This is a genomic window from Frigoribacterium sp. VKM Ac-1396 (assembly GCF_015350895.1).
In the GTDB taxonomy this organism is placed as follows: domain Bacteria; phylum Actinomycetota; class Actinomycetes; order Actinomycetales; family Microbacteriaceae; genus Frigoribacterium.
In genome coordinates, this window is record NZ_JADKSD010000002.1 from 284953 (window position 1) to 304455 (window position 19503).

Annotated in this window: 14 protein-coding genes; 9 read left to right on the forward strand and 5 right to left on the reverse strand. The window is 72.2% G+C overall.

What is annotated here, in order from left to right:
* From ITJ55_RS08470 to ITJ55_RS08485, 4 genes are all read right to left on the reverse strand, one after another.
* Complete coding sequence (locus ITJ55_RS08470) at window positions 1-1065, reverse strand: glycosyltransferase (protein ID WP_194594996.1); 1065 nt, start codon at window positions 1063-1065, stop codon at window positions 1-3.
* A complete protein-coding gene (locus tag ITJ55_RS08475) occupies window positions 1062-5780 on the reverse strand; it encodes a PKD domain-containing protein (RefSeq protein WP_194594997.1) in 4719 nt (1572 codons plus the stop codon). The genes ITJ55_RS08470 and ITJ55_RS08475 overlap by 4 nt, the downstream gene beginning before the upstream one ends.
* 114 nt (window positions 5781-5894) lie before the next feature.
* Window positions 5895-6560, reverse strand: coding sequence for a DUF4352 domain-containing protein (locus ITJ55_RS08480; protein ID WP_194594998.1), 666 nt, complete (start codon window positions 6558-6560; stop codon window positions 5895-5897).
* Window positions 6544-7866, reverse strand: coding sequence for an O-antigen ligase family protein (locus ITJ55_RS08485; RefSeq protein WP_194594999.1), 1323 nt, complete (start codon window positions 7864-7866; stop codon window positions 6544-6546). The genes ITJ55_RS08480 and ITJ55_RS08485 overlap by 17 nt, the downstream gene beginning before the upstream one ends.
* 253 nt (window positions 7867-8119) lie before the next feature.
* On the opposite strand from ITJ55_RS08485, the gene ITJ55_RS08490 reads away from it, so the two are divergent.
* From ITJ55_RS08490 to ITJ55_RS08515, 6 genes are all read left to right on the forward strand, one after another.
* Entirely contained in the window at window positions 8120-10612 is a 2493-nt protein-coding gene (locus ITJ55_RS08490; RefSeq protein WP_194595000.1) for a right-handed parallel beta-helix repeat-containing protein, read from the forward strand.
* 88 nt (window positions 10613-10700) lie between these two features.
* A complete protein-coding gene (tsaB, locus tag ITJ55_RS08495; protein WP_194595001.1) occupies window positions 10701-11375 on the forward strand; it encodes a tRNA (adenosine(37)-N6)-threonylcarbamoyltransferase complex dimerization subunit type 1 TsaB in 675 nt (224 codons plus the stop codon).
* On the forward strand, window positions 11372-11905 hold the full coding sequence (gene rimI / locus ITJ55_RS08500; RefSeq protein ID WP_194595002.1) for a ribosomal protein S18-alanine N-acetyltransferase: 534 nt from the start codon (window positions 11372-11374) through the stop codon (window positions 11903-11905). The genes tsaB and rimI overlap by 4 nt, the downstream gene beginning before the upstream one ends.
* Entirely contained in the window at window positions 11902-12963 is a 1062-nt protein-coding gene (tsaD, locus tag ITJ55_RS08505) for a tRNA (adenosine(37)-N6)-threonylcarbamoyltransferase complex transferase subunit TsaD (protein ID WP_370544084.1), read from the forward strand. Before rimI ends, tsaD begins: the two co-directional genes overlap by 4 nt.
* A gap of 144 nt (window positions 12964-13107) precedes the next feature.
* Window positions 13108-13530 carry a DUF4190 domain-containing protein gene (locus ITJ55_RS08510; protein ID WP_194595003.1) on the forward strand — a complete coding sequence of 141 codons (423 nt, stop codon included), beginning with the start codon at window positions 13108-13110 and terminating at the stop codon, window positions 13528-13530.
* Window positions 13531-13705: 175 nt separating this feature from the next.
* The gene (locus ITJ55_RS08515) at window positions 13706-14776 is read left to right on the forward strand and encodes a DUF4190 domain-containing protein (RefSeq protein ID WP_194595004.1); all 1071 of its coding nucleotides are present in this window, start codon (window positions 13706-13708) and stop codon (window positions 14774-14776) included.
* Between the two features lie 147 nt (window positions 14777-14923).
* Here ITJ55_RS08515 and ITJ55_RS08520 read toward each other — a convergent pair whose 3' ends face one another.
* Window positions 14924-16117: a class I SAM-dependent methyltransferase gene (locus tag ITJ55_RS08520; RefSeq protein ID WP_194595005.1), complete on the reverse strand. Its 1194-nt coding sequence runs from the start codon at window positions 16115-16117 to the stop codon at window positions 14924-14926.
* Between the two features lie 144 nt (window positions 16118-16261).
* Between ITJ55_RS08520 and groES the strand changes: the two genes are divergently transcribed.
* The 3 genes from groES (at window position 16262) to ITJ55_RS08535 (ending at window position 19225) form a co-directional block, all read left to right on the forward strand.
* Window positions 16262-16558 (forward strand): co-chaperone GroES, encoded by a 297-nt coding sequence (gene groES / locus ITJ55_RS08525; RefSeq protein WP_043595988.1) that lies wholly within the window; start codon window positions 16262-16264, stop codon window positions 16556-16558.
* A gap of 195 nt (window positions 16559-16753) precedes the next feature.
* Window positions 16754-17734 (forward strand): EamA family transporter RarD, encoded by a 981-nt coding sequence (rarD, locus tag ITJ55_RS08530; protein WP_194595006.1) that lies wholly within the window; start codon window positions 16754-16756, stop codon window positions 17732-17734.
* A 162-nt stretch (window positions 17735-17896) separates the two neighbouring features.
* Window positions 17897-19225 (forward strand): ABC transporter substrate-binding protein, encoded by a 1329-nt coding sequence (locus ITJ55_RS08535; protein WP_194595007.1) that lies wholly within the window; start codon window positions 17897-17899, stop codon window positions 19223-19225.
* Window positions 19226-19503: the final 278 nt, after the last annotated feature.

Genomic DNA, 19503 nt, shown 5'->3' on the forward strand with positions numbered 1-19503 from the left:
TCACGAGCGGGCCCGTCGCCCGCCGCCCGACGCCCGACCGCCCACGGCGTCGATGGCCCGGCGGTACGCCGCGACGTGTGCCTCGCCGGCACGGTCCCAGTCGCGGGCCGACAGATCGGGGCGGGCGTCGTCCGACAGGAGTGACGCCGCCTCGAGCGCACGCTCGACGTCGGCGGACGCGAGCTCGTCCGAGTACTGGCGCACCCAGTCGGCCCCGACCTCGTCGGCCAGGCGGGCGTTGACCTCGTTGGCCGGCACCAGCACCGGGCGGCCGAGCGACAGGGCCGTCAGCACGCCGCCCGAGTTGTGCATCTCGCGGTAGGGCAGCACGACCAGCTCTGCCCGCCGCACGGTGTCGATGAGGGCCTCGTCGTCCAAGAACCTCAGGTCGAGGCTGACCCGGGGGTCGTCGGCCGCGAGCTGCTCGAGGCCCCGCGCCAGTTCGGGAGACGAGGGCTTGCCGGCGGCGTGCAGGCGTCGGTCGTCGCCCCGCACGCCGCGGAAGGCGCGGACCAGGCCGTCGACGCCCTTGTAGCGGCGGATGAACCCGAAGTACGAGACGCGGCCGGTCTCGCGAGCCGGCCACGGCCAGCGCGAGAACCAGTCGACGTAGTGGCCGTGGGGGATGAGCGCCCCGAGCGCGTCGGGGTGCTCGGGCGTCTCGTCGTTCAGGCGCACCCAGAGCGTGGTGCGCCGTTCGATCCAGCGCAGCAGCACCCGCTCGCGGCGCGAGATGCCGCTCGGCAGCTCGAGGTTGTGCTCGGTGCGGACGATCGGCGTGCGGGTCGCCGCCAGCTTCGCGACCAGGGCGACGGTCAACGCCTGGCGCACGAGCGCCTTGAGCGGGCTCCGGCCCGAGACCAGGATCTCGGGCCAGTGCACGTGGAACACGTCGTAGCGGCCGAGGAGCGCGCCCTTCCAGCTGAAGGTGCGCACCTCGACCCCGGGCACCGCGCCGACGGCGTCCCGGAGCATCACGAGGTAGGGGTTGGTCGTCGGCCGCGGTCGAGGGAACGACTGCTGCACGACGAGCCCGCTCGGGTGCTCCGGGACGGCGCCGGTCACGGCTTGAAGACGCTCAGGTCGTCGAACGAGACCGTCTGCGGGGCGTTGGTGGACGAACCGGAGGCGTAGGCGGCCAGGGCCACCGAGCCGGGGGCCTGCAGCCCGGCGAACGCGTCGGTCGTCGAGACGGTCCAGGCCGTGGGCTCGGTGGTGCCGTCGAGCCAGACCTTCGCACGGATAGTCGTCGTGCCCGACCCGCTCACCTGCAGCCGCACGTTCACCTTCGCCCCGGGCGTGACCGCTCCCGGGACCAGCGTCTCGTTGACCAGCGTCACGTTCGTCGACGTGCCCTTGTAGGCGTTCAGCGCGACGACGAGTCGACCGTCCGAGCGGTAGCGCAGGGTCGCGCGGTACTCGGAGTTGGTGGCGACCTTGCGGCCCGTGACGTAGACGTACGTGCCGCCGCCGGTCGCCGCCTTGTCGAGGCTGACGCTGGTGCGCAGGTCGGTGTCGGTCGCGCTGACGCCGGTGAGGGCCATCGAGGTGCTCCAGCCGGCGGCGCCCAGGTACTGGGTGCCGACGCCGTTCGCGACGGCGTACTGCGAGGCCTGGCCGGTGCGCGTCCAGGCGCCGCCCACGTCGGCCGAGCCCCAGCCGTTCGACGCCGAGCGCCCGAAGCCGTCCTGCGCGATCGCCGTGACGACCGGAGGCGCGGTGACGGTCACCGTCGAGGTGCGCGTCCCCGTGGCTCCCTTGTCGTCGGTGACGACGAGGGTCACGGTGTACGTGCCGCCCGTGGCGTAGTCGTGCTTCGCGGTGCTGCCCGTCGCCGTGCCGCCGTCGCCGAAGTCCCAGGCGTACGAGGCCACGGTGCCGTCGCTGTCGGTCGAGGCGCGCCCGTCGGTGGTCACCGAGAGCTTGTCGATCGCCGTGGTGAACGCCGCGGTGGGGGCTGCGTTCGGGATCGGCGCGACCGTGACGGTGCCCGTCGAGCTGCCGGTGGCGCCCTTGTCGTCGGTCACCGTGAGGGTCACCGTGTAGGTGCCGGCGGCGGCGTAGGAGTGCGACGCCGTCTTGCCGGTGGCCGTGCCGCCGTCGCCGAACGTCCAGGCGTAGCCGGCCACCGTGCCGTCGGGGTCGGCCGAGGCCGTCGCGTCGGTCGACACCGCCAGGCCGGACGTGGCGCTGGTGAACGACGCCGTCGGGGCGACGTTGGCCGGCGGGGCCGGCGCGACGGTGACGGTGCCGGTCGAGGTGCCGGTGGCTCCCTCGCCGTCGGTCACCGTGAGGGTGACCGTGTACGTGCCGGCCGTGGCGTAGGCGTGGCTCGTGGTCGAGCCCGTCACCGCCGCCGTGCCGTCACCGAAGTCCCAGCGGTAGGACGCGACGGTCCCGTCCGCGTCGGCCGAGGCGCGGCCGTCGACCGCGACGACCAGGTGGTCGACGGTCGAGGTGAACGAGGCGGTGGGGGCCGCGTTGACACGGGGCGGCGTCACCGTCACGGTCGCGGTCGAGGTGCCCACGGCGCCCCGGTCGTCCGACACGGTCAAGGTGACCGTGTAGGTGCCGCCGGCGGCGTAGGTGTGCGTGGGCTGCGCCCCCGAGGCCACGGCGGAACCGTCGCCGAAGTCCCAGGCGTACGAGGCGATCGAGCCGTCGGCGTCCGCCGAGGTGCCGCCGTCGAAGGCGACGCCGAGACCGGTGGGTGCCGAGGTGAAGGCTGCGGTGGGCGCTGCGTTCGGTTTGTCCGCGCCGAGGGCGTAGTGCTGCGCGACCGTGGCGGCGTCGAGCGGACGGGCGTAGACGGCCGCCTCGTCGAGGCTGCCCTGCCAGTAGCCCGACCCCGAGTTCCACGAGCTGTCGCCGCCGAGGCGCCAGTACCCGCGGTAGCCGTCCGACGCGGTCGACGGGTTCGAGCCGACCTGGACGCCGTCCACGTAGAGCTTCATGCCCTCGGAGCCCTGGGTCGCCACGACCTGGTGCCACCGTCCGTCGTTGTAGCTCGCGGTGCTGCTGGCGAGGTTCATCTGGCCGGTCCAGTTGCCGAACTGCAGACGGCCGTCCTGCTCCATGTAGACGTGGCGGTCGTAGTTGCCGCTGTAACCGGTCTGCTGGTTTCCGAAGCCGATCAGTTTGCCGCCCGAGGTCGAGGTCGTGTTGAACCAGGTCTCGAGCGTGTAGTTGTTCGGGGTGTCGTACGAGGTGGTCGTCGAGACCCCGCCGGACGACCCGTCGAAGCTCGCCGAGTGACCCGATCCCGAGGCGACGGCGGGGGCGCCACCGGTCGCGACGCCACCGCTGACGAGGCCGTCCGTGCCGACCGGCGAGGCGTCGGCCGCAACCGTCTGGCCGTCACCGTCGAGGCGGAAGTACACCTCGGGGTCGTCCTGGAACACCCGGGCGCCGTAGGCGTCGGCGGGGGACTTCGGCAGCTTGCTGGTGCGTCCCGACGAGACCCACTGGCCGTCGACCTGCTTGGCGCTCAGGGCCTTCGGGTACACCGACACGTCGTCGATGTCGCCCTGGAAGTACGGTGCGCCGTCCCAGTTGTTGTCGCCGCCGATCCGCCAGTAACCGGTGTAGTCCTGGGCTCCGGTCGTCCCGGCGTCGGTGGCGACCTTCTTGCCGTCGACGAAGAACGACTGGCCGGCCGAGCTCAGCGTACCGACCACCTGGTGCCACTGGCCGTCGTTCAACGCGGTCGGGCTCGTGATGATGCGGCTCGCGTTCGGGTAGACGCCGAACGACACGTGACCTCGCGGGTCCATGTACAGGTGGCGGTCGTACGAGTTCGAGGCGCCCGTGTTCGAGCTGCCGAAGCCGACGATCTTGCCGCCGGTCGTCGACGTGGTGCGGAACCAGGCCTCGACCGAGAAGGTCTGCGGCCCGGCGATCGCCGACGCGGTGGACGAGAGCCCGGTGTCGGTGCCCGAGAACGTGCTCGAGCCGTCCGAATCGGTGGACGCCTGGCCGGTGGCCCCGCGGGTCACGCCGGCCTGGGCCTGCTGGTCGTCGAAGCCGATCGAGTCGTAGACGGTCGAGCCGCTCTTCTCACCCAGGCGCCAGAGGGCCGTGGCGCCGTCGGCGGCGACCTGCTGCTGGTAGGGCGACGGCGCGGTGGCCGAGACGGTCACCGTCACGGTGTCGCCGAGGACGGTGTTGCCGAGCGGGTCGGTGGCCCTGACGCGGTAGTCGTGGCTGCTTCCGGCTGCCAGGCCCTTGTCGACGAACCCGATGGAGGGGCGTTTCCAGAAGGTCGAGGACGCGGTCGTCGTGTAGACGGGCGTGTTCAGGTTGCCGTCGCGGTAGACCGAGTACGTCAGGTTGGCGTTGTCGCGGTCCCAGTTGGACTGCCACGCGACGCGGACGCTGCCCGACTCGAGCGACACCAGGCTGGGCTTGAACAGGGCGCCCGAGTACACCGGGCCCTCCTTGTTCGGGGCGATGCTCGACACGGCGAAGCGGGTCAGGCCGTACTGCGCCTTGCCGTTGACCGAGGGGAACTCGCCGCCGTACACGACGTACTTGTCGTTCGCCGCGACGCTCCACGGGCCCTGGTTCTGACCCGTGTAGGTGCCGGTGCCGAAGTCGGGGAACCAGTTGAGGATGCTCGGGGCGGGCGTGCCGGCGAAGTTGTAGTAGCCGTAGGGGTCGTTCGTGATGGTCTGCGTGGCCGAGTCGCTGAAGGCCATCGCGCGCTGGAAGGTCCAGGGGTTCGTCTGGGGCTGCCCGCCGATGTTGCCGCAGTAGTGCGGGTGGCCGGCGATGTAGACGGTGGTGCTGTTGGCGGCGACCGAGTAGGTGTCGCCGTGGCAGTCCTCGACCCAGACGAGGTCGCCGTTCCAGGTGGACTTGAAGGCGCCCTCGAGACGGCCACCGCCGCCGAAGGTGTACCCCGAGCCGTAGACGCCTGCCGCCGTGGCGCTCAGGCTGTAGATCGCGGCCTGGCCTCCGCCGTTGCGGACGACGTCGTTCGCTTGGAAGGGCAGGTTGGCCGCCGTGGTCGGGTCGAGCATGGCGAGGCCGTAGCCGGGCTGTGCCGAGCCGTTGACCGAGCTGAACGATCCGCCGAGCACGATCTTCGAACCGTCGGGGCTCGCGACCATGGCCAGCACGTCGCCGCCGGCGATCTGGGGTGCCCACGGCAGGTTGGTGCCGTTCGAGGCGGTCACCGCGGCGGCCTTCGTGCGGGTGTCCTTGCCGATGCTCGAGAACACGCCGGCGACGTAGACGTTCTGGCCCACGGCGGCGATCGCGTTCACCGTCGCGTTCGTCCCCGGGTTCCAGCTGGTCACCAGGGCGCCGGTCGTCGGGTCGAGCGCGGCGAGACGGTACTTGTTGACGCCGTTGACCTTGGTGAAGGCGCCGCCGATGTAGAGGCGCTTGCCGTCGGGCGAGGCCGCGAGGGCCTTCACCTGCCCGTCGACGACCGGGGCGAAGGTCGTCGACAGGGCTCCCGTCGTGATGTCGTAGGCGAGGATGTAACTGCGGGGCACCTCGTTGACGCCGGCCGCGGCACCGGCCGGGCGCGCCTTCGTGAACTTGCCGGCCGCGTAGACCGTGTTGCCCACGATGACCTGCGAGAACACCGAACCGTCGATCTGCGGCGTCGGAAGCGCGTCAGCGGTGACCGTGGCGGGGGTCGACGGCGACGTCGGGTCGGCGGGGGCGGAGTCGGCCGCAGCGGGCTGCACTCCGACCAGGACGGACAGGAGCACGGCGGACGCAGCGACGATCGCGGGCAGGCGAAGGCGCGACGAGACGGTTCTTCCCATGGGGAGGCCTCATTCGGGTCGGGTAAGTGACACCGGCATTCGGGTACCGATGGCTTGACGACTATAAGGTCCCCCCAAGGGGGGACAATGGCCCCCGTTGTGGTCACAGCGTCGCTACGCGGCTGCTCCTTCGAAGACCACGACCGGCACGTCGACCGCGTAGTCGACCGTCAACCGGAGGCCGCCACGCTCGTCGGCGGGAACCTCGAACACGTACGTGCCGATCGCCGTCGCGCCGGCCTCGACGGACGCCGGGAACGAAGAAGTCCCGGTCGAGAAGGTGTTCGCGGGGGTGCGACCCGAACCGTACGCCAGGTTGACGACCACCGTCGACAGGTCGACCGCGGCCCCCGTCGAGTTGACCATCTCGAGCTCGGCCCGGACGCCGGGGCCCGCGACCTCGCCGGGCAGGACGGCCTCCCCGTCGACCGCGGTCAGGCTTTTCACCCGGACCGTCACCCCGTCGACGACCGTGGGCGATCCGTCGAGGCCGACGGGTGGTGACTCGGGTGTGTCGGGCCCCGCGGCCGGTGGCGTGCTCGCCGTCGGTTCGTCCGACGCGCCCTCGCCGGGGGTACCGCTCGACGACCCACCCGTCGGCTGGGCGGTCGACGCCGTGTCGTCGGGCGACGGCGAGGCGCCTCCTCGGCCGGTGAGCACGAGTGCCAGCACCACGGCGACCACGACCACGACGACGACGGCCACGACGGCGATGGTCCGACGTCGGCGGGGCGACGAGGCGGACGGGGGCTCGACGGGGGACTCACCTTCGGGGGGCATGGGGCACTCCAGGTTCGGGGCGGGGGAGGAACGCGAGGGCGAGGGCGAGCACGAGCGTCGGGAACGACGTGTAGAAGGGCGCGAAGAAGACGTTCCACAGGCTCTGCGCCGAGGCGTAGAGCAGCAGGCCGCTCGCCGTGCCCTCGGCCAGGCGCCGGACGACGCCGACGGCGAGCACGACGACGGCCGTGGCCACGAACAGCAGGCCCACGATGCCGGACTGGGCCCAAAGGTCGCCGAACACCGAGTGCAGTTCGACGTGGCCTCCGAACATGAACCGTTCGACGTAGCCGTTGTTCGGCTGGTAGCCGATGGTGTTCATGCCCTCCTTGGCGATCTGCACGTCCTGGGGCGACGGCACCGACCCGGTGCCGAACCCCCACGGGTGGTGCTCCATGAGGGCGAAGGTGGCCGCGAGCTCCGGCCGCCCGCCGAGGATGAGCGACCCCGACTGCCGCAACTGCTCGAGGCTGCGGGCCTGGGTCGTGACGCCGAGGTAGCCGTCGAGGATGAGGGCCTGCCCGAGCTGGTAGACCGCCACGCCGAGTCCGCCCAGCCCCACGAGCACGGCCACCGCCGACGGTCGGCGGTGCGGTCTCACGATGGCGACCTGGGCGAAGACGAGCAGCGCGGCGAGCAGCAGCAGCCCGAAGGCCGAGCGCGAGTCGTTCAGTGCCGCGACGACGATGAGCGTCGCGAGCGCGCCGAGTTCCCACCGGCGACCGAACCGCGCGGCGAGCGCGAGCAGGATCACGGTCACGGGCAGGGCGAAGCCGAACTTCCAGGGGTTGGTCGCGAAGAGCGTCGTGTCGGGGGTGAACCCGAGCGCGAGGCCGACGCCGAACCAGAGGGCCGCCCGGTGCGACGTGAGGACGTCGCGCCCCCAGACGAACAGGCCGACGCTCAACACGGTGCCCACGAGGAACACCGTGCCGGGGATCACCTCGCTCGGATCGGTCTCGTGGTCGGCCGCGTTGGCCACGCCCAGCCAGAGGCCGGCGGCGGTCGCCAGCAGGCCGAGCGCGACGAAGGCGGTCCCTCCGCGTTGGCGTCGCAGGTGCGCCCACCACACGGGCAGCATGACGAGGGCGACCACGAAGCCGACCTGCAGGCTCTGCGGCAGGGTGAAGCGCATGCCCAGCAGCACGAGGCAGGCCGCAGCGAGCGCTCGCACCCAGGTGCGCGGTTCGAGCGGGGCGTCGCCCGTGCTCGGGACGCCGAGGGCGGGCGGTCGCCACGAGGAGGCGCGCGCGACGCCTCGGCGCGAGGTCGCCGAGGCGCTCGGGCCGGCTCCGGGGGGCGTCATGCGTGAACTCTAGGCGACGACGGCGCGTCGCCGGACACCCCTCACGGGTGGCACCCGGAGGGATGCCACCCGTGAGGAGGGCACCCCCACGGGGGCTGACGGACGCTTGCCAACCGCGCATAGATGTATGAGGATTCGTTCTTGTCTTCGCCGAGGTCCCGACTCGACTCGCCGCAGCACCGATCGCGCAAGCCCCCGTCCTGGGGGTACGCGCCGGATCCATCGATACTCCACCCCCACGAAAGGAGCACCGATGCTCGACGCTCACGCACCCCAGCTCGGCTCACCGAACCGCACGCGGACGGTCTTCAGCGCACTCACCATGGCGGTGGCCTGCGTCGCCGCCGTCCTCGTCCCCGCGACCAGCGCCTCCGCGGCCACCACGACCGTCGCCTCCGACGCGTCGGGCCGCACGACCTCCGGCGGCTGGGGCAAGGCCGACAAGGGCGGCACCTGGACCACCTGGTCCGGGCCGACCAAGGCCACCTTCTCCGTCGGCGGCGGCGTCTCGTCCATCACGGGGCTCGTCCCCGGTGGGTCGGCGACGGCGTCGCTCACCGGAACCTCGGTGCAGGACGTCGAGGTGCGCGAGACGATCCGCCTGCCCCAGACGACCGGCGGCTTCTACCAGGGGTGGGAGCTGCGCAAGCAGGCCGACGGCTCTGCCTACCGCGGGAGGCTCGAGCAGGGTTCGTCGGGCAAGGTCGCCCTGGCGATCACCAAGGTCGGTAAGTCGGGCGAGAAGGACCTCGGTCGCGTCGCCCTGCCTGCGGGCGTGACGAAGGGCTCGGCCGTCTCGGTCGCGTTCCGCGTCGTCGGCACCGGCTCGGTCGCCTTGCAGGGCAAGGGTTGGACGGCGGGCTCGACCGAGCCCGGCTGGCAGCTCTCGGTCTCGGACTCGTCCGCCGACCGCATCGCGAAGCCCGGCGGCGTCGGGCTGTGGCAGTACTCGAGCTCGTCGAACAAGGCCGTCGCCACGACCACCTTCGACGACCTGACCGTGGTCCAGTCCCCCCAGGACGCCGTGCCCACCCCGGTGCCCGTCCCCGCCCCGACGCCGACACCCGCCCCGGCCCCGGCTCCGGAGCCCGCCCCCGAGCCGACGCCCGCGCCCGAGACCGACCCCGCCCCGTCGCGGGGGTCCGTGCCCGTGGGGTCGGCGTCCTACGCCGTGCCCGCGGGGGCGCTGTTCGTGGCGCCGGGTGGCAACGACGGTGCCGCAGGCAACCAGGCCGCGCCGTACCGCACCCTCGCCGCCGCCGTGGCGAAGGCGAAGGCCGGCGCCACCATCGTCCTGCGCGCCGGCAGCTACAACGAGAGCGTCGTGGTGCCGTTCAACAAGCCCCTGACGATCCAGGCCTACCCGAAGGAGGCCGTCTGGCTCGACGGCTCGGTGCCCGTGTCGTCGTGGCAGCGCTCGGGTTCGGGCTGGAGCACGCCCTGGTCGACCTTCCCCTCCTCCGCGCTGCTCGGCATCGCCGACAACCCGCGCTTCCTGCAGTCGGGGTTCCCCCTCGCCGGCCGCCCGGACCAGGTCTTCCTCGACGGCGTCCAGCTCACCCAGGTCACGCCCGACGCGCTCGCGCCCGGCACCTTCGCGGCGGACCCCGCCGGCGGTCGGGTGCTGATCGGCAGCGACCCCGCCGGCCACGAACTGCGCATCAGCAACAAGCAGCAGGCCATCTGGGTGCAGGCGCCGAACACGACCCTCCAGGGCTTCGGCGTGCGTCGGTACGCGACGCTCGACGCCGACCGCGGCACGGTCCGGCTCGGCAACACCGGTGCCACCGCCCGTGACCTCGTCGTCTCCGAGAACGCCATGATCGGCGTCAACCTCGAGAACAACGGCGGCACGCTGCAGCGACTCACGGTCGAGCACAACGGCATGCTCGGCATCGGTGCCAACGCGTCCTACGAGATGAAGCTGACCGACTCGGTCGTCCGCGAGAACAACTGGCAGCGCTTCAAGGAGACCCCGGTCTCCGGTGGCGTCAAGATCACGCGTTCACGCGGAGTGACGGTCTCGAACAACGACGTCAGCCGCAACTACAGCTCGGGTCTCTGGCTCGACGAGTCCGTCTACGACTCGAAGGTCGTGGGCAACACGGTCGTCGACAACGAGTGGACCGGCATCCAGCTCGAGCTCTCGAGCAAGTCCGTCATCGCGGGCAACACGGTGACCGGCGGCAAGGCGGGCATCCAGATCATCGGCAGCGACGACGTGCGCATCTACAACAACTCGGTCGGCGGCTTCAGCCAGTTCGGCGTCAAGGTGTTGCAGGACGAGCGTCGTCAGGCGACCGCGGCCACCGGCCAGGACCGTCGCCGGCCGATCCCCGACCCCACGATGAGCTGGGTGACGGGCAAGATCACCATCGCGAACAACGCCTTCGGCAAGGGCGGCTACTACCAGGTCTACGTGCTCGACTCGAAGACCAACCGGTCGGCCGACTCGATGGGCATCACGGTGACGGGCAACGCCTTCAACCAGCGGCGCACGACGGCCCAGGCCACGTTGGTCGGCTGGGGTGCAGGCGACAACAAGACGGTCACCCGGTTCGACTCGACGTCGGCGCTGGCGGGCAAGAACTCGTCCTGGCGCAACGTCGAGACCTCGTCGGTGCTCGACCTGGGCGCCATGACCGGCCTGCTCACCTCGTCGCTCGGCATCGTCTCGGCCCTGCCGTCCGACATCGCGGCTCTGCTCGGCCAGCCCAGCACGGCGCGGCGCATCGGCGCGTTCTGACCGACGCGACGGAGCCCGGCCCCGGCCGGGCTCCGTCACCCGTCAGGAGGCGCGGGTCGGCCCCCCGACACCGCCTACGATTGACCCCGTGATCCTGGCCATCGACACCTCAGCCGGCTCGTCCGTCGCCGTCGTCGACCGCGACGGCGGGGTCCTCGCCGAACGCACGGTCGCCGACACCCGGCGCCACGCCGAGGTGATCGGCAGCCTGATCGACGAGGCCCTGCGCGAGGCCGGCGTCGCCCCGTCCGACCTCTCGGCCGTGGTCGCCGGTCGCGGCCCCGGCCCCTTCACGGGCCTCCGCGTCGGCATCGCCGCGGCCCGGGCGTTCGCCTTCGGCGCCGGCGTGCCCTGCCTGTCGGTCGGCAGCCACGACGCGGTCGCGTTCGAACGGCTCTCGGCCGAGGCCGGTCGCCCGGTCGCCACGGCCGGTGGGCGACTCGACTCGCCTCTCGTCGTCGTCACCGACGCCCGGCGCCGAGAGGTGGCCCACAGCGCGTGGTCGGGTCTCGACGACGACGGCCTGCCCGTGCTCGCGGCCGGCCCCGCCCTCACGAAGCCGGCCGACCTCGACGAGGCGACCGGCGCCTCCTCGTCCTGGCCCCGCACCGACCCCGACGCGACGACGGTCTCTGCGGCCGCCCTGGGCATGCTGGCCGAGCGCCTCTTCGAGCACGGCCGCGCCTTCGCCGACGCCGAGCCCCTCTACCTGCGCGAGCCCGACGTGACCCCGTCGGCCGGCCCGAAGCCGGTGACGCGATGAGCGTCCTGCTGCGCACGGCCACCCTCGACGACCTCGACGGCATCATGGCGATCGAGACCACGACGTTCGCGAACGACGCCTGGTCGCGCGCGAGCATGACGCACGAGTTGACGGCACCCGGCGGGCGCTACCTGGTGGCCGAGGGCGACGACGCCGCCGTCGTCGGTTACGCCGGCATGCTGGCGCCGAAGGGGGCCCGCGAAGCCGACGTCCAGACCATCGCCGTGCTCGCCGAGCACCGTGGTCGGGGGCTCGGCCGCGCGATGCTGACGCAGCTGCTCGGTGAGGCTCGTCAGGCCGGGGTGCACGAGGTGTTCCTCGAGGTGCGGGCCGACAACCCCGGGGCGCAGCACCTCTACGAGTCGCTCGGATTCGTGCCGATCGCGGTCCGGAAGCGCTACTACATGCCCGACGGGGTCGACGCCGTCGTCATGAGGCTCACCCTGTCCGCCGCGGTCACCGAGACCGTTCCGACCCGGGCCGAGCCGTTCGGTGACGCCCCCCTCGACCGGCAGGACGACCGCCCGTGACCACCACCCGCGAACCGCTCGTGCTCGGCATCGAGACCAGCTGCGACGAGACCGGCATCGGCATCGTCCGGGGTCGGACGCTGCTGGCCAACGTCATCTCGTCGTCGATGGACGAGCACGCCCGCTACGGCGGCGTGGTGCCCGAGGTCGCCGCCCGTGCCCACCTCGAGGCCCTCGAGCCGGCGCTCGCAGCGGCGCTCGCCGAGGCCGACGTCACGGTGGCCGAGCTCGACGCGATCGCCGTCACCAGCGGCCCGGGGCTCGCCGGCGCGCTCATGGTCGGGGTCGGCGCGGCGAAGGCCCTGGCGCTCGCCACCGGCAAGCCGCTCTTTGCCGTGAACCACCTGGTCGGGCACGTCGGGGCCGACGTGCTGCGCGAGGACGGCAGCGAGCTCGAGCTGCCGACGATCGCCCTGCTCGTGTCGGGCGGACACACCTCGCTGCTGCACGTGCGCGACCTGGTCGACGACGTCGAGCTGCTCGGCGAGACCATCGACGACGCCGCGGGCGAGGCCTTCGACAAGGTCGCCCGCCTGCTCGGCCTGCCCTACCCGGGCGGTCCGCAGATCGACCGGGTCGCCGAGGGCGGCGATCCGCGGGCCATCCGGTTCCCGCGCGGGCTGACCCTGCCGAAGGACCTCGCGAAGCACCGCTACGACTTCTCGTTCTCGGGGCTCAAGACGGCCGTCGCCCGGTGGGTCGAGCAGCGTCGCAGCGAAGGAGGCGCGGTGCCGGTCGCCGACGTCGCCGCCAGCTTCCGAGAGGCGGTCGCCGACGTCCTGCTGACCAAGGCGCTCGCGGCCTGCGCCGACCGCGGCGTGCCCCGTCTGCTGCTCGGCGGGGGAGTCGTCGCGAACGCCCGCGTCCGCCAGCTCGCCGCCGAGCGCTGTGCGGCCGCCGGCGTCGAACTGCGCGTGCCGCCGCTCTCGCTCTGCACCGACAACGGCGCGATGATCGCCGCGCTGGGCGCCGAGCTCGTGTCGCGTGGCCGGGCGCCGTCGCCGCTCGACTTCGGGGCCGACTCGACCCTGCCCGTGACGACGGTGCAGGCCGTCTGAGCCCGGCCTGGCGGTCGTCCGCGGGGCCGACCCGCGCCGCGGCAGGTCGAGGACCCGGTCGTCGGGGCGCCGTCGCCGCTAACATGCAAGGGCTCGACCGACCGCGGCCGTCACCGGCCGAACCTCAGCAGAAGGACGTCACCGATGACCGACCCCCACTCCGCACCCCAGGGCCAGCCCTCGTCGCAGAACCCCTACCAGGGGCAGCCGCCGACGTACCAGGGGCAGCAGCCGGCTCACCAGGGGCAGCCCTACGGTGGCCAGCCCGCCTACCAGGGCCAGAACGGCGCCCCCGGGCAGCGCAACACCCTCGCGCTCGTCTCGATGATCCTCGGCATCGCGGGCTTCGTCACGGCCATCACCTCGATCGGCGCGATCGTCACCGGCCACATGGCGTTGAGCCAGATCAAGAAGCGCGGGGAAGAAGGCCGTGGCATGGCCTTGACGGGGCTCATCCTCGGGTACGTCGTCGTCGCCCTCACGATCATCGGCATCATCCTGATCATCGCCGTCTTCGGGGCGATCGCCAGCAACCCCGACATCTACGACGGCAGCTACAACTCGTAAGCCGGGCCGGCGCTCGAGGCGTCGTCTCCCAGGGGCCGCTCATCGGCGGCCTCGCTAGCATGACGGGGTCCGCACCGGACGGTGCGGGCCCCTTCGTGTCCCGAGACCCCTCCGTCACCCGCGTGACCGGGCGGGTCGACGACACGACCGACGCATCGCACGCGAAAGGCAGCTGATGGCCACCGACGACACCACCCCCGAGAAGCCGTCCTCGGCGCCGTCCGCGCCGTCGGCTCCCACCCCGCCCACGGCGCCCGGTGCGCCGCCCGTCCGCCCCTCCGAGGGTGACCGGGGTGCGGCCGAGTCGTCGCCGCCCCTGCCGCCCACCGCCTTCCCGGGGGCGGCGTCGCAGCCTCCCGCGTCGTCGCCGTACGCCGGGGCCGGTGCGCCGCCGACGGGCTCGGCTCCGTACGGGGCCCCCCAGGGGGCGTCCGCTCCCCACTCGCGCCCCGAGCGATCCCTCCCGGGGCAGGTCCCGCCCGGTGCTCCTCAGCCTCCCCGGCCGCCGTACGGGCAACCCGGCACGCAGCCGCCGGCCGCGTACGGGCAGCCGGTCGGGTACGGCCAGCAGCAGGGCTACGGCCAGCCGCAGGGTCAGGGCCAGAACCCGGGCTACGGCCAGCAGCAGGGCTACGGCCAGCAGCAGGGCTACGGCCAGCAGCAGGGCTACGGCCAACAGGCGGGCTACGGCCAGCAGTCAGGTCACGGCCAACAGTCGGGTCACGCCGGTCAGGCGCCCGGTCAGGCGCCCTACGGTCAGCAGCACTTCGGGCAACAGGGCCAGGGCCAGTCGGCGTACGGCCAGCAGCCTCAGGGTCAGCAGGCGTACGCCCAGCAGCCTCAGGCCCAGCAGCCCTCCGGCCAGCAGGCCTACGCCCAGCGGCCGTACGGCCAGCAGCCCTACGGCAGCGCCCCGTACGGTCAGCAGCCCTACGGCTCGCCCTACCCGCCGTACGCCTCGGCCGGTGCGGCCCAGCCCCCGCGGCTGCTGAGCCTGCTGTCGATGATCGGCTCGATCGCCGGCCTCGTACTTGCCCCGTTCACGTTCGGGCTCTCGATCGTCGCCTCGATCGCCGGCGTCGTGCTGGGTCACCTCGGCATGTCCCGCGAGCGTCACGCTCGCGGGTTCTGGTTGACCGGCCTCATCGTCGGCTACGCCGGCGTGGTCCTGATCGTCCTGGGCTGGGTCCTCTTCGGCCTCTGGGTGGCCGGGTTCTCGTCGGGCTCCGACTACTACGGCTACTGACACCCCGCCTCTCCGGTGAGGCACGGAACGGGCCGGAGCCGCCGTCGACCAGACGGCGGCACCGGCCCGTTTCCGACGTCGGACGGGGTGCGACCGTGGGTGGGCCGACCGACGTGGCGCGGCGCGGCCGGCCCGCCGTCCGACGCGTCAGCCCAGGCGTTCGCAGAGCAGCGCCGTGTGACGGCCGGCGACGCGGGTCAGCACGAGCGTGGCCGACCCGGTGCCCTGCAACGACAGGCGCTTGCGGAACGTCGCGGGGTCGACGTCGACCCCGCGCTTCTTGATCTCGAGGCGGCCGATGCCGCGGGCGCGCAGTTCGCGCTTCAGCGTGCGTTCGTCGAGCGGGAAGGTCTCGACGACCCGGAAACCCTGGGCGAAGGGAGTCTCGACCCGCGCCTCCGTCGTCAGCCAGGCGATGTCGCGACTGATCATGCGGGCGCCGATCGACCGGGCCAGGTCGCCGATCAGGCGGGCCCTGATGACGGCGCCGTCGGGCTCGTAGAGGTACTGGCCGAGGTCGCCGGCGTCGACGTCGTCGGAGTCGGCCGCCGCCGTCAGCTCCGAGGCCCCGGAGGCGCCGATCACCAGGGCGGACCGGCCGACTCCCGGCCGCGCCAGTGGCCCGAACCACACCCCCACCTCGACCACGTCGCGGTCGACCGAGATCCACTGGCACTCGGCGTCGGTCGGCAGCAGCTCGCGGTCGACGCCCGGGCCGAGCTTCACGCCGGTCGGCAGGCGGTCGGCGAACCCGAACGCGACGTCGAGGCCGGGCGACCAGTCGGCCGGGTCGGCGAGCCGCTTCGTGGCGCTGTGCCCGGAGGTGCGCCGGGCCGGGTCGAGGAACACGCCCTCGACGCCCCCGAGGTCGGTCGTCTCGACGTCGCCTTGCTCGACCCGCGACGACGACCACGGCGCGAGGTTGTACGAGGCGACAGCGGCGGTCACCTCGTCACGGTCGACCGCGAGCACGTCGAGGTCGAGTGCGGCGAAGGCGAGCGCGTCACCGCCGATGCCGCAGCCGAGGTCGGCCACGCTGCCGAGGCCGGCGGCGGCGTAGCGTCCGGCGTGCCGGGCGGCGACCGGGAGGCGCGTGGCCTGTTCGAGGCCTGCCTCGGTGAACAGCATGCGGCTCGCGAACTCGCCGAACTTGGCGACCGCCCGGCCCCGGAGCCTCGCCTGGGTCAGCACGGCCGAGACGAGGGCGGGGGAGTGCCCCTGCTTGCGCAGCGCGGCCACGGTGCCCACCACGTCGTCGCCGGAGCCGCCACCGGCCGGAAGCGAGTCGAGCAGCCGGAGCCCCTCGGGCGAGAGGACTTCGAGCAGCTCGGAAGAATCCATGTCGTCCAGTGTGACGCACGTGGACCGTCCCGCTGGCACTCGGATTGACCGAGTGCCAGTCTCGTCCTACAGTTGTTCTGGCACTCGCCCCCGGCAAGTGCCAGCCCCCATGTTTTCGTAGCACCGAGAAAGAAGAGGTCACCCGTGTCGGTCAGCATCAAGCCGCTCGAAGATCGCATCGTCATTCGTCAGGTCGAAGCCGAGCAGACCACTGCTTCGGGCCTCGTGATCCCCGACACCGCCAAGGAGAAGCCCCAAGAGGGTGAAGTGGTGGCCGTCGGACCGGGCCGCATCGACGACAACGGCAACCGCGTGCCGCTCGACGTCGCCACCGGCGACAAGGTCATCTACAGCAAGTACGGCGGAACCGAGGTGAAGTACGGCGGAGAAGACCTGCTCGTGCTCTCGGCTCGCGACGTCCTGGCGGTCATCGTCCGCTAGCGCCCGGTGCGGCTCCGGCCGTGCCTCGCGACCCCGGTCGCCATCCCGAAGGCCCCTGCCCAGGCAGGGGCCTTCGTCGTGTCGGCGGGGTCACGCGACCGACGGCTCGTCCCCGGGCATGATCGTCCGCCGATCGATCCACCGTGGCAGGACCTCGCGTTCCGTGCAGGGGGTGCAGCCACCTAGAGTCACCAGGTGACCTCGACCCGCGCCCCCTCGTCCTCCGCCGCCCCGACCCCGGGGCTCGGCGTCGCCGGGGCCGGTGGCGCGGGGCTCGCCTACGCGTTGGGCGCCTACGGGCTCTGGGGCGTGCTGCCCGTCTACTTCTTGTTGCTGGCGCCGGCCGGCCCGTTCGAGATCGTCGCCTGGCGGGTGCTCTTCTCCCTCGTCTTCTGCGGGGTGCTGCTCGTCGCGACCGGCGCCCTGCGCTCGTTCGTCGCGCTGCTGCGCCAGCCCCGCGTGGTGGGCACCATGGGGTTGGCCGGCGCGTTCATCGTCGTCAACTGGACGGTCTTCATCTCGGCGACCCTCAGCGGTCACGTGGTCGAGGCCGCCCTCGGGTACTTCATCAACCCCATCGTGACGGTGCTGCTCGGCGTGGTCGTGCTGCGCGAACGCCTGCGCACGACTCAGTGGGTGGCCGTGGGGCTGAGCGCCGTCGCCGTCCTGGTGATCGCCGTCGGCGCCGGGCGCCCACCGGTCATCTCGCTCGTGCTCGCGTTCTCGTTCGGGCTCTACGGGCTGGTCAAGAAGCAGGTCGGCGGTCGCGTCGACGCGGTCGGCGGGCTCACGCTCGAGACGCTGTGGATCGCACCGTTCGCGGCCGCCACCCTGATCGTCCTGCACGTGACGGGCCTGGGCGGTGGCGTCGTCCTCGGCACCGTCGGCGTCGGGCACACGCTCGCCACGATCGGCACCGGCGTCATCACCGCGGTGCCCCTGCTGCTGTTCGCCTCGGCGACCCGCCGGCTGCCCCTGACCACCGTGGGCCTGACCCAGTACGTCGCACCCGTGCTGCAGTTCGTCGTGGGCGTCGTCGTGCTCGGCGAGCACATGTCCCTCACGCGCTGGGTCGGCTTCGCCATCGTCTGGGTCGCGTCGATCGTGCTGACGGTCGACATGGTGCGCACGGGGCGGCGATCACGGCGTCCGCTCGCCGTCGCGCCCACGGTGTAGAAGCGACCTTCCCTCGCAAAGTCACGAATGGCTAACGAAACGTCACTTTGACGCCGAGAACACACGCCAGAAACATTCGACCCCTAGTTTCGGACCAATCGCGGCAGGTTCGACCGCCACCGGTCGGGCTGCACTGCCGCTGTCCACGAAAGGGTTCCACGGATGATCCGATCCAGCACCGCCCTCCGAGCACTGGCACTCGCCGGCGCAGCCTCCGTGCTGCTCGCTGCCTGTTCGACGGCCTCCCCCTCCGACGACGCCTCGTCGTCGGCGTCCTCGTCGGCCAAGTCCGACCCGGCAGCGAGCTGCGAGGCCGGCACGCCGAGCACCGACCCGTTCGCGATCGGCACGATGCTGCCCCTGACGGGCACCCTCGCCTACCTCGGCCCGCCCGCCATCGCCGGCGCGAACCAGGCCATCACCGACATCAACGCCGCAGGTGGCGTCCTCGACCAGCCGGCCGAGATCTCGACCAGCACCGACTCGGGTGACAGCAACGACATGACCGTGTCGAGCAACGCCGCCACGCAGCTGATCGACGCCGACGTGCCCGTCGTGCTCGGTGCCGAGTCCTCGAGCGTCACGCTCAACGTGGTCGACCAGCTCACCAGCAACTGCATCGTCGAGATCTCGCCCGCCAACACGGCCAGCTCGCTCAGCGGCTACTCGTCGTACTACTACCGCACCGCTCCGCCGGACTCGGTGCAGGGCTCGGCACTCGGCCAGCAGATCACCGCCGACGGCAACGCCAACGTGGCCTTCCTCGTCTTCAACGACACCTACGGCACGGGCCTCCGTGACTCGACGCAGGAGTCCATCGAGAGCTCGGGCGGCACCGTCGTCTACGGCGGCTCCGGCGAGGGCCAGGAGTTCCCCCCCGGTCAGACCACCTTCTCGTCCGAGGTCTCGGCAGCCATCGCCGCCGACCCCGACGCGATCGTGATCCTCGCCTTCGACGAGACCAAGTCGATCGTCCCCGAGCTGGTCGCCCAGGGCTGGGACATGAGCAAGGTCTACATGTCCGACGGCAACACGGCCGACTACAGCGCCGACTTCGAGCCCGGCACACTCGAAGGCGCCAAGGGCACGATCCCCGGTGCCGACGCCAGCGCCGACTTCAAGGCCGAGCTCGCCGCCGGCTACCAGCAGAGCGAGGGCCAGACGCTGGCCGACTACTCGTACGCTGCCGAGTCGTACGACGCCGTCATCCTGACCGCCCTCGCGGCCCAGGCCGGTGGCGGCACCGACGCCGGGACGATCCAGGCCAACATGGCCGCGGTCTCCGGCGCGAACGGCGGCACCGAGTGCACCACGTACGCGGACTGCAAGACCGCGCTCGACGCCGGTGACGACATCCACTACACCGGCCCCTCGGGCATCGGACCGTTCAACGACGACAACGACCCGTCGTCCGCCTCGATCGGCGTCTACCAGTTCGACGCCGACAACAAGCCCGTCTACCAGACCGGCATCGAGGGTTCGGTCGGCTAGTCCCACCACCCGCAGCACCCGAGGGCCCGGCACGAGACATCGTGCCGGGCCCATCGGCGTGCCCGCCGCCTCGGCCTCGTGCCGCGCCCGTGCGAGCCGCCCTGCGCCTGTCCGCCCCACCCCGCCCCTCGTCGCACCGCGTTTCGTGCACCGCACCGCGTCGAGACCGGGTGTGCTGCACGAAACGCGGTGCGCAGCTCCGACGCCTCGACGCACCGGACGCCCCGATGGTGCGCCGCGCCTCCTCGTCCCCGGGTGAGCCGGCTGTGGCCGTCGCG

Bases quoted from the DNA above. Each gene is read 5' to 3' on its own strand.
- ITJ55_RS08515 (WP_194595004.1), top strand. From the start codon at position 13,706: ATGGCCACCGACGACACCACCCCCGAGAAGCCGTCCTCGGCGCCGTCC.
- rimI (WP_194595002.1), top strand. From the start codon at position 11,372: ATGAGCGTCCTGCTGCGCACGGCCACCCTCGACGACCTCGACGGCATC.
- ITJ55_RS08490 (WP_194595000.1), top strand. From the start codon at position 8,120: ATGCTCGACGCTCACGCACCCCAGCTCGGCTCACCGAACCGCACGCGG.
- ITJ55_RS08520 (WP_194595005.1), bottom strand. From the start codon at position 16,117: ATGGATTCTTCCGAGCTGCTCGAAGTCCTCTCGCCCGAGGGGCTCCGG.
- ITJ55_RS08485 (WP_194594999.1), bottom strand. From the start codon at position 7,866: ATGACGCCCCCCGGAGCCGGCCCGAGCGCCTCGGCGACCTCGCGCCGA.
- ITJ55_RS08480 (WP_194594998.1), bottom strand. From the start codon at position 6,560: ATGCCCCCCGAAGGTGAGTCCCCCGTCGAGCCCCCGTCCGCCTCGTCG.
- ITJ55_RS08535 (WP_194595007.1), top strand. From the start codon at position 17,897: ATGATCCGATCCAGCACCGCCCTCCGAGCACTGGCACTCGCCGGCGCA.
- ITJ55_RS08475 (WP_194594997.1), bottom strand. From the start codon at position 5,780: ATGGGAAGAACCGTCTCGTCGCGCCTTCGCCTGCCCGCGATCGTCGCT.
- ITJ55_RS08510 (WP_194595003.1), top strand. From the start codon at position 13,108: ATGACCGACCCCCACTCCGCACCCCAGGGCCAGCCCTCGTCGCAGAAC.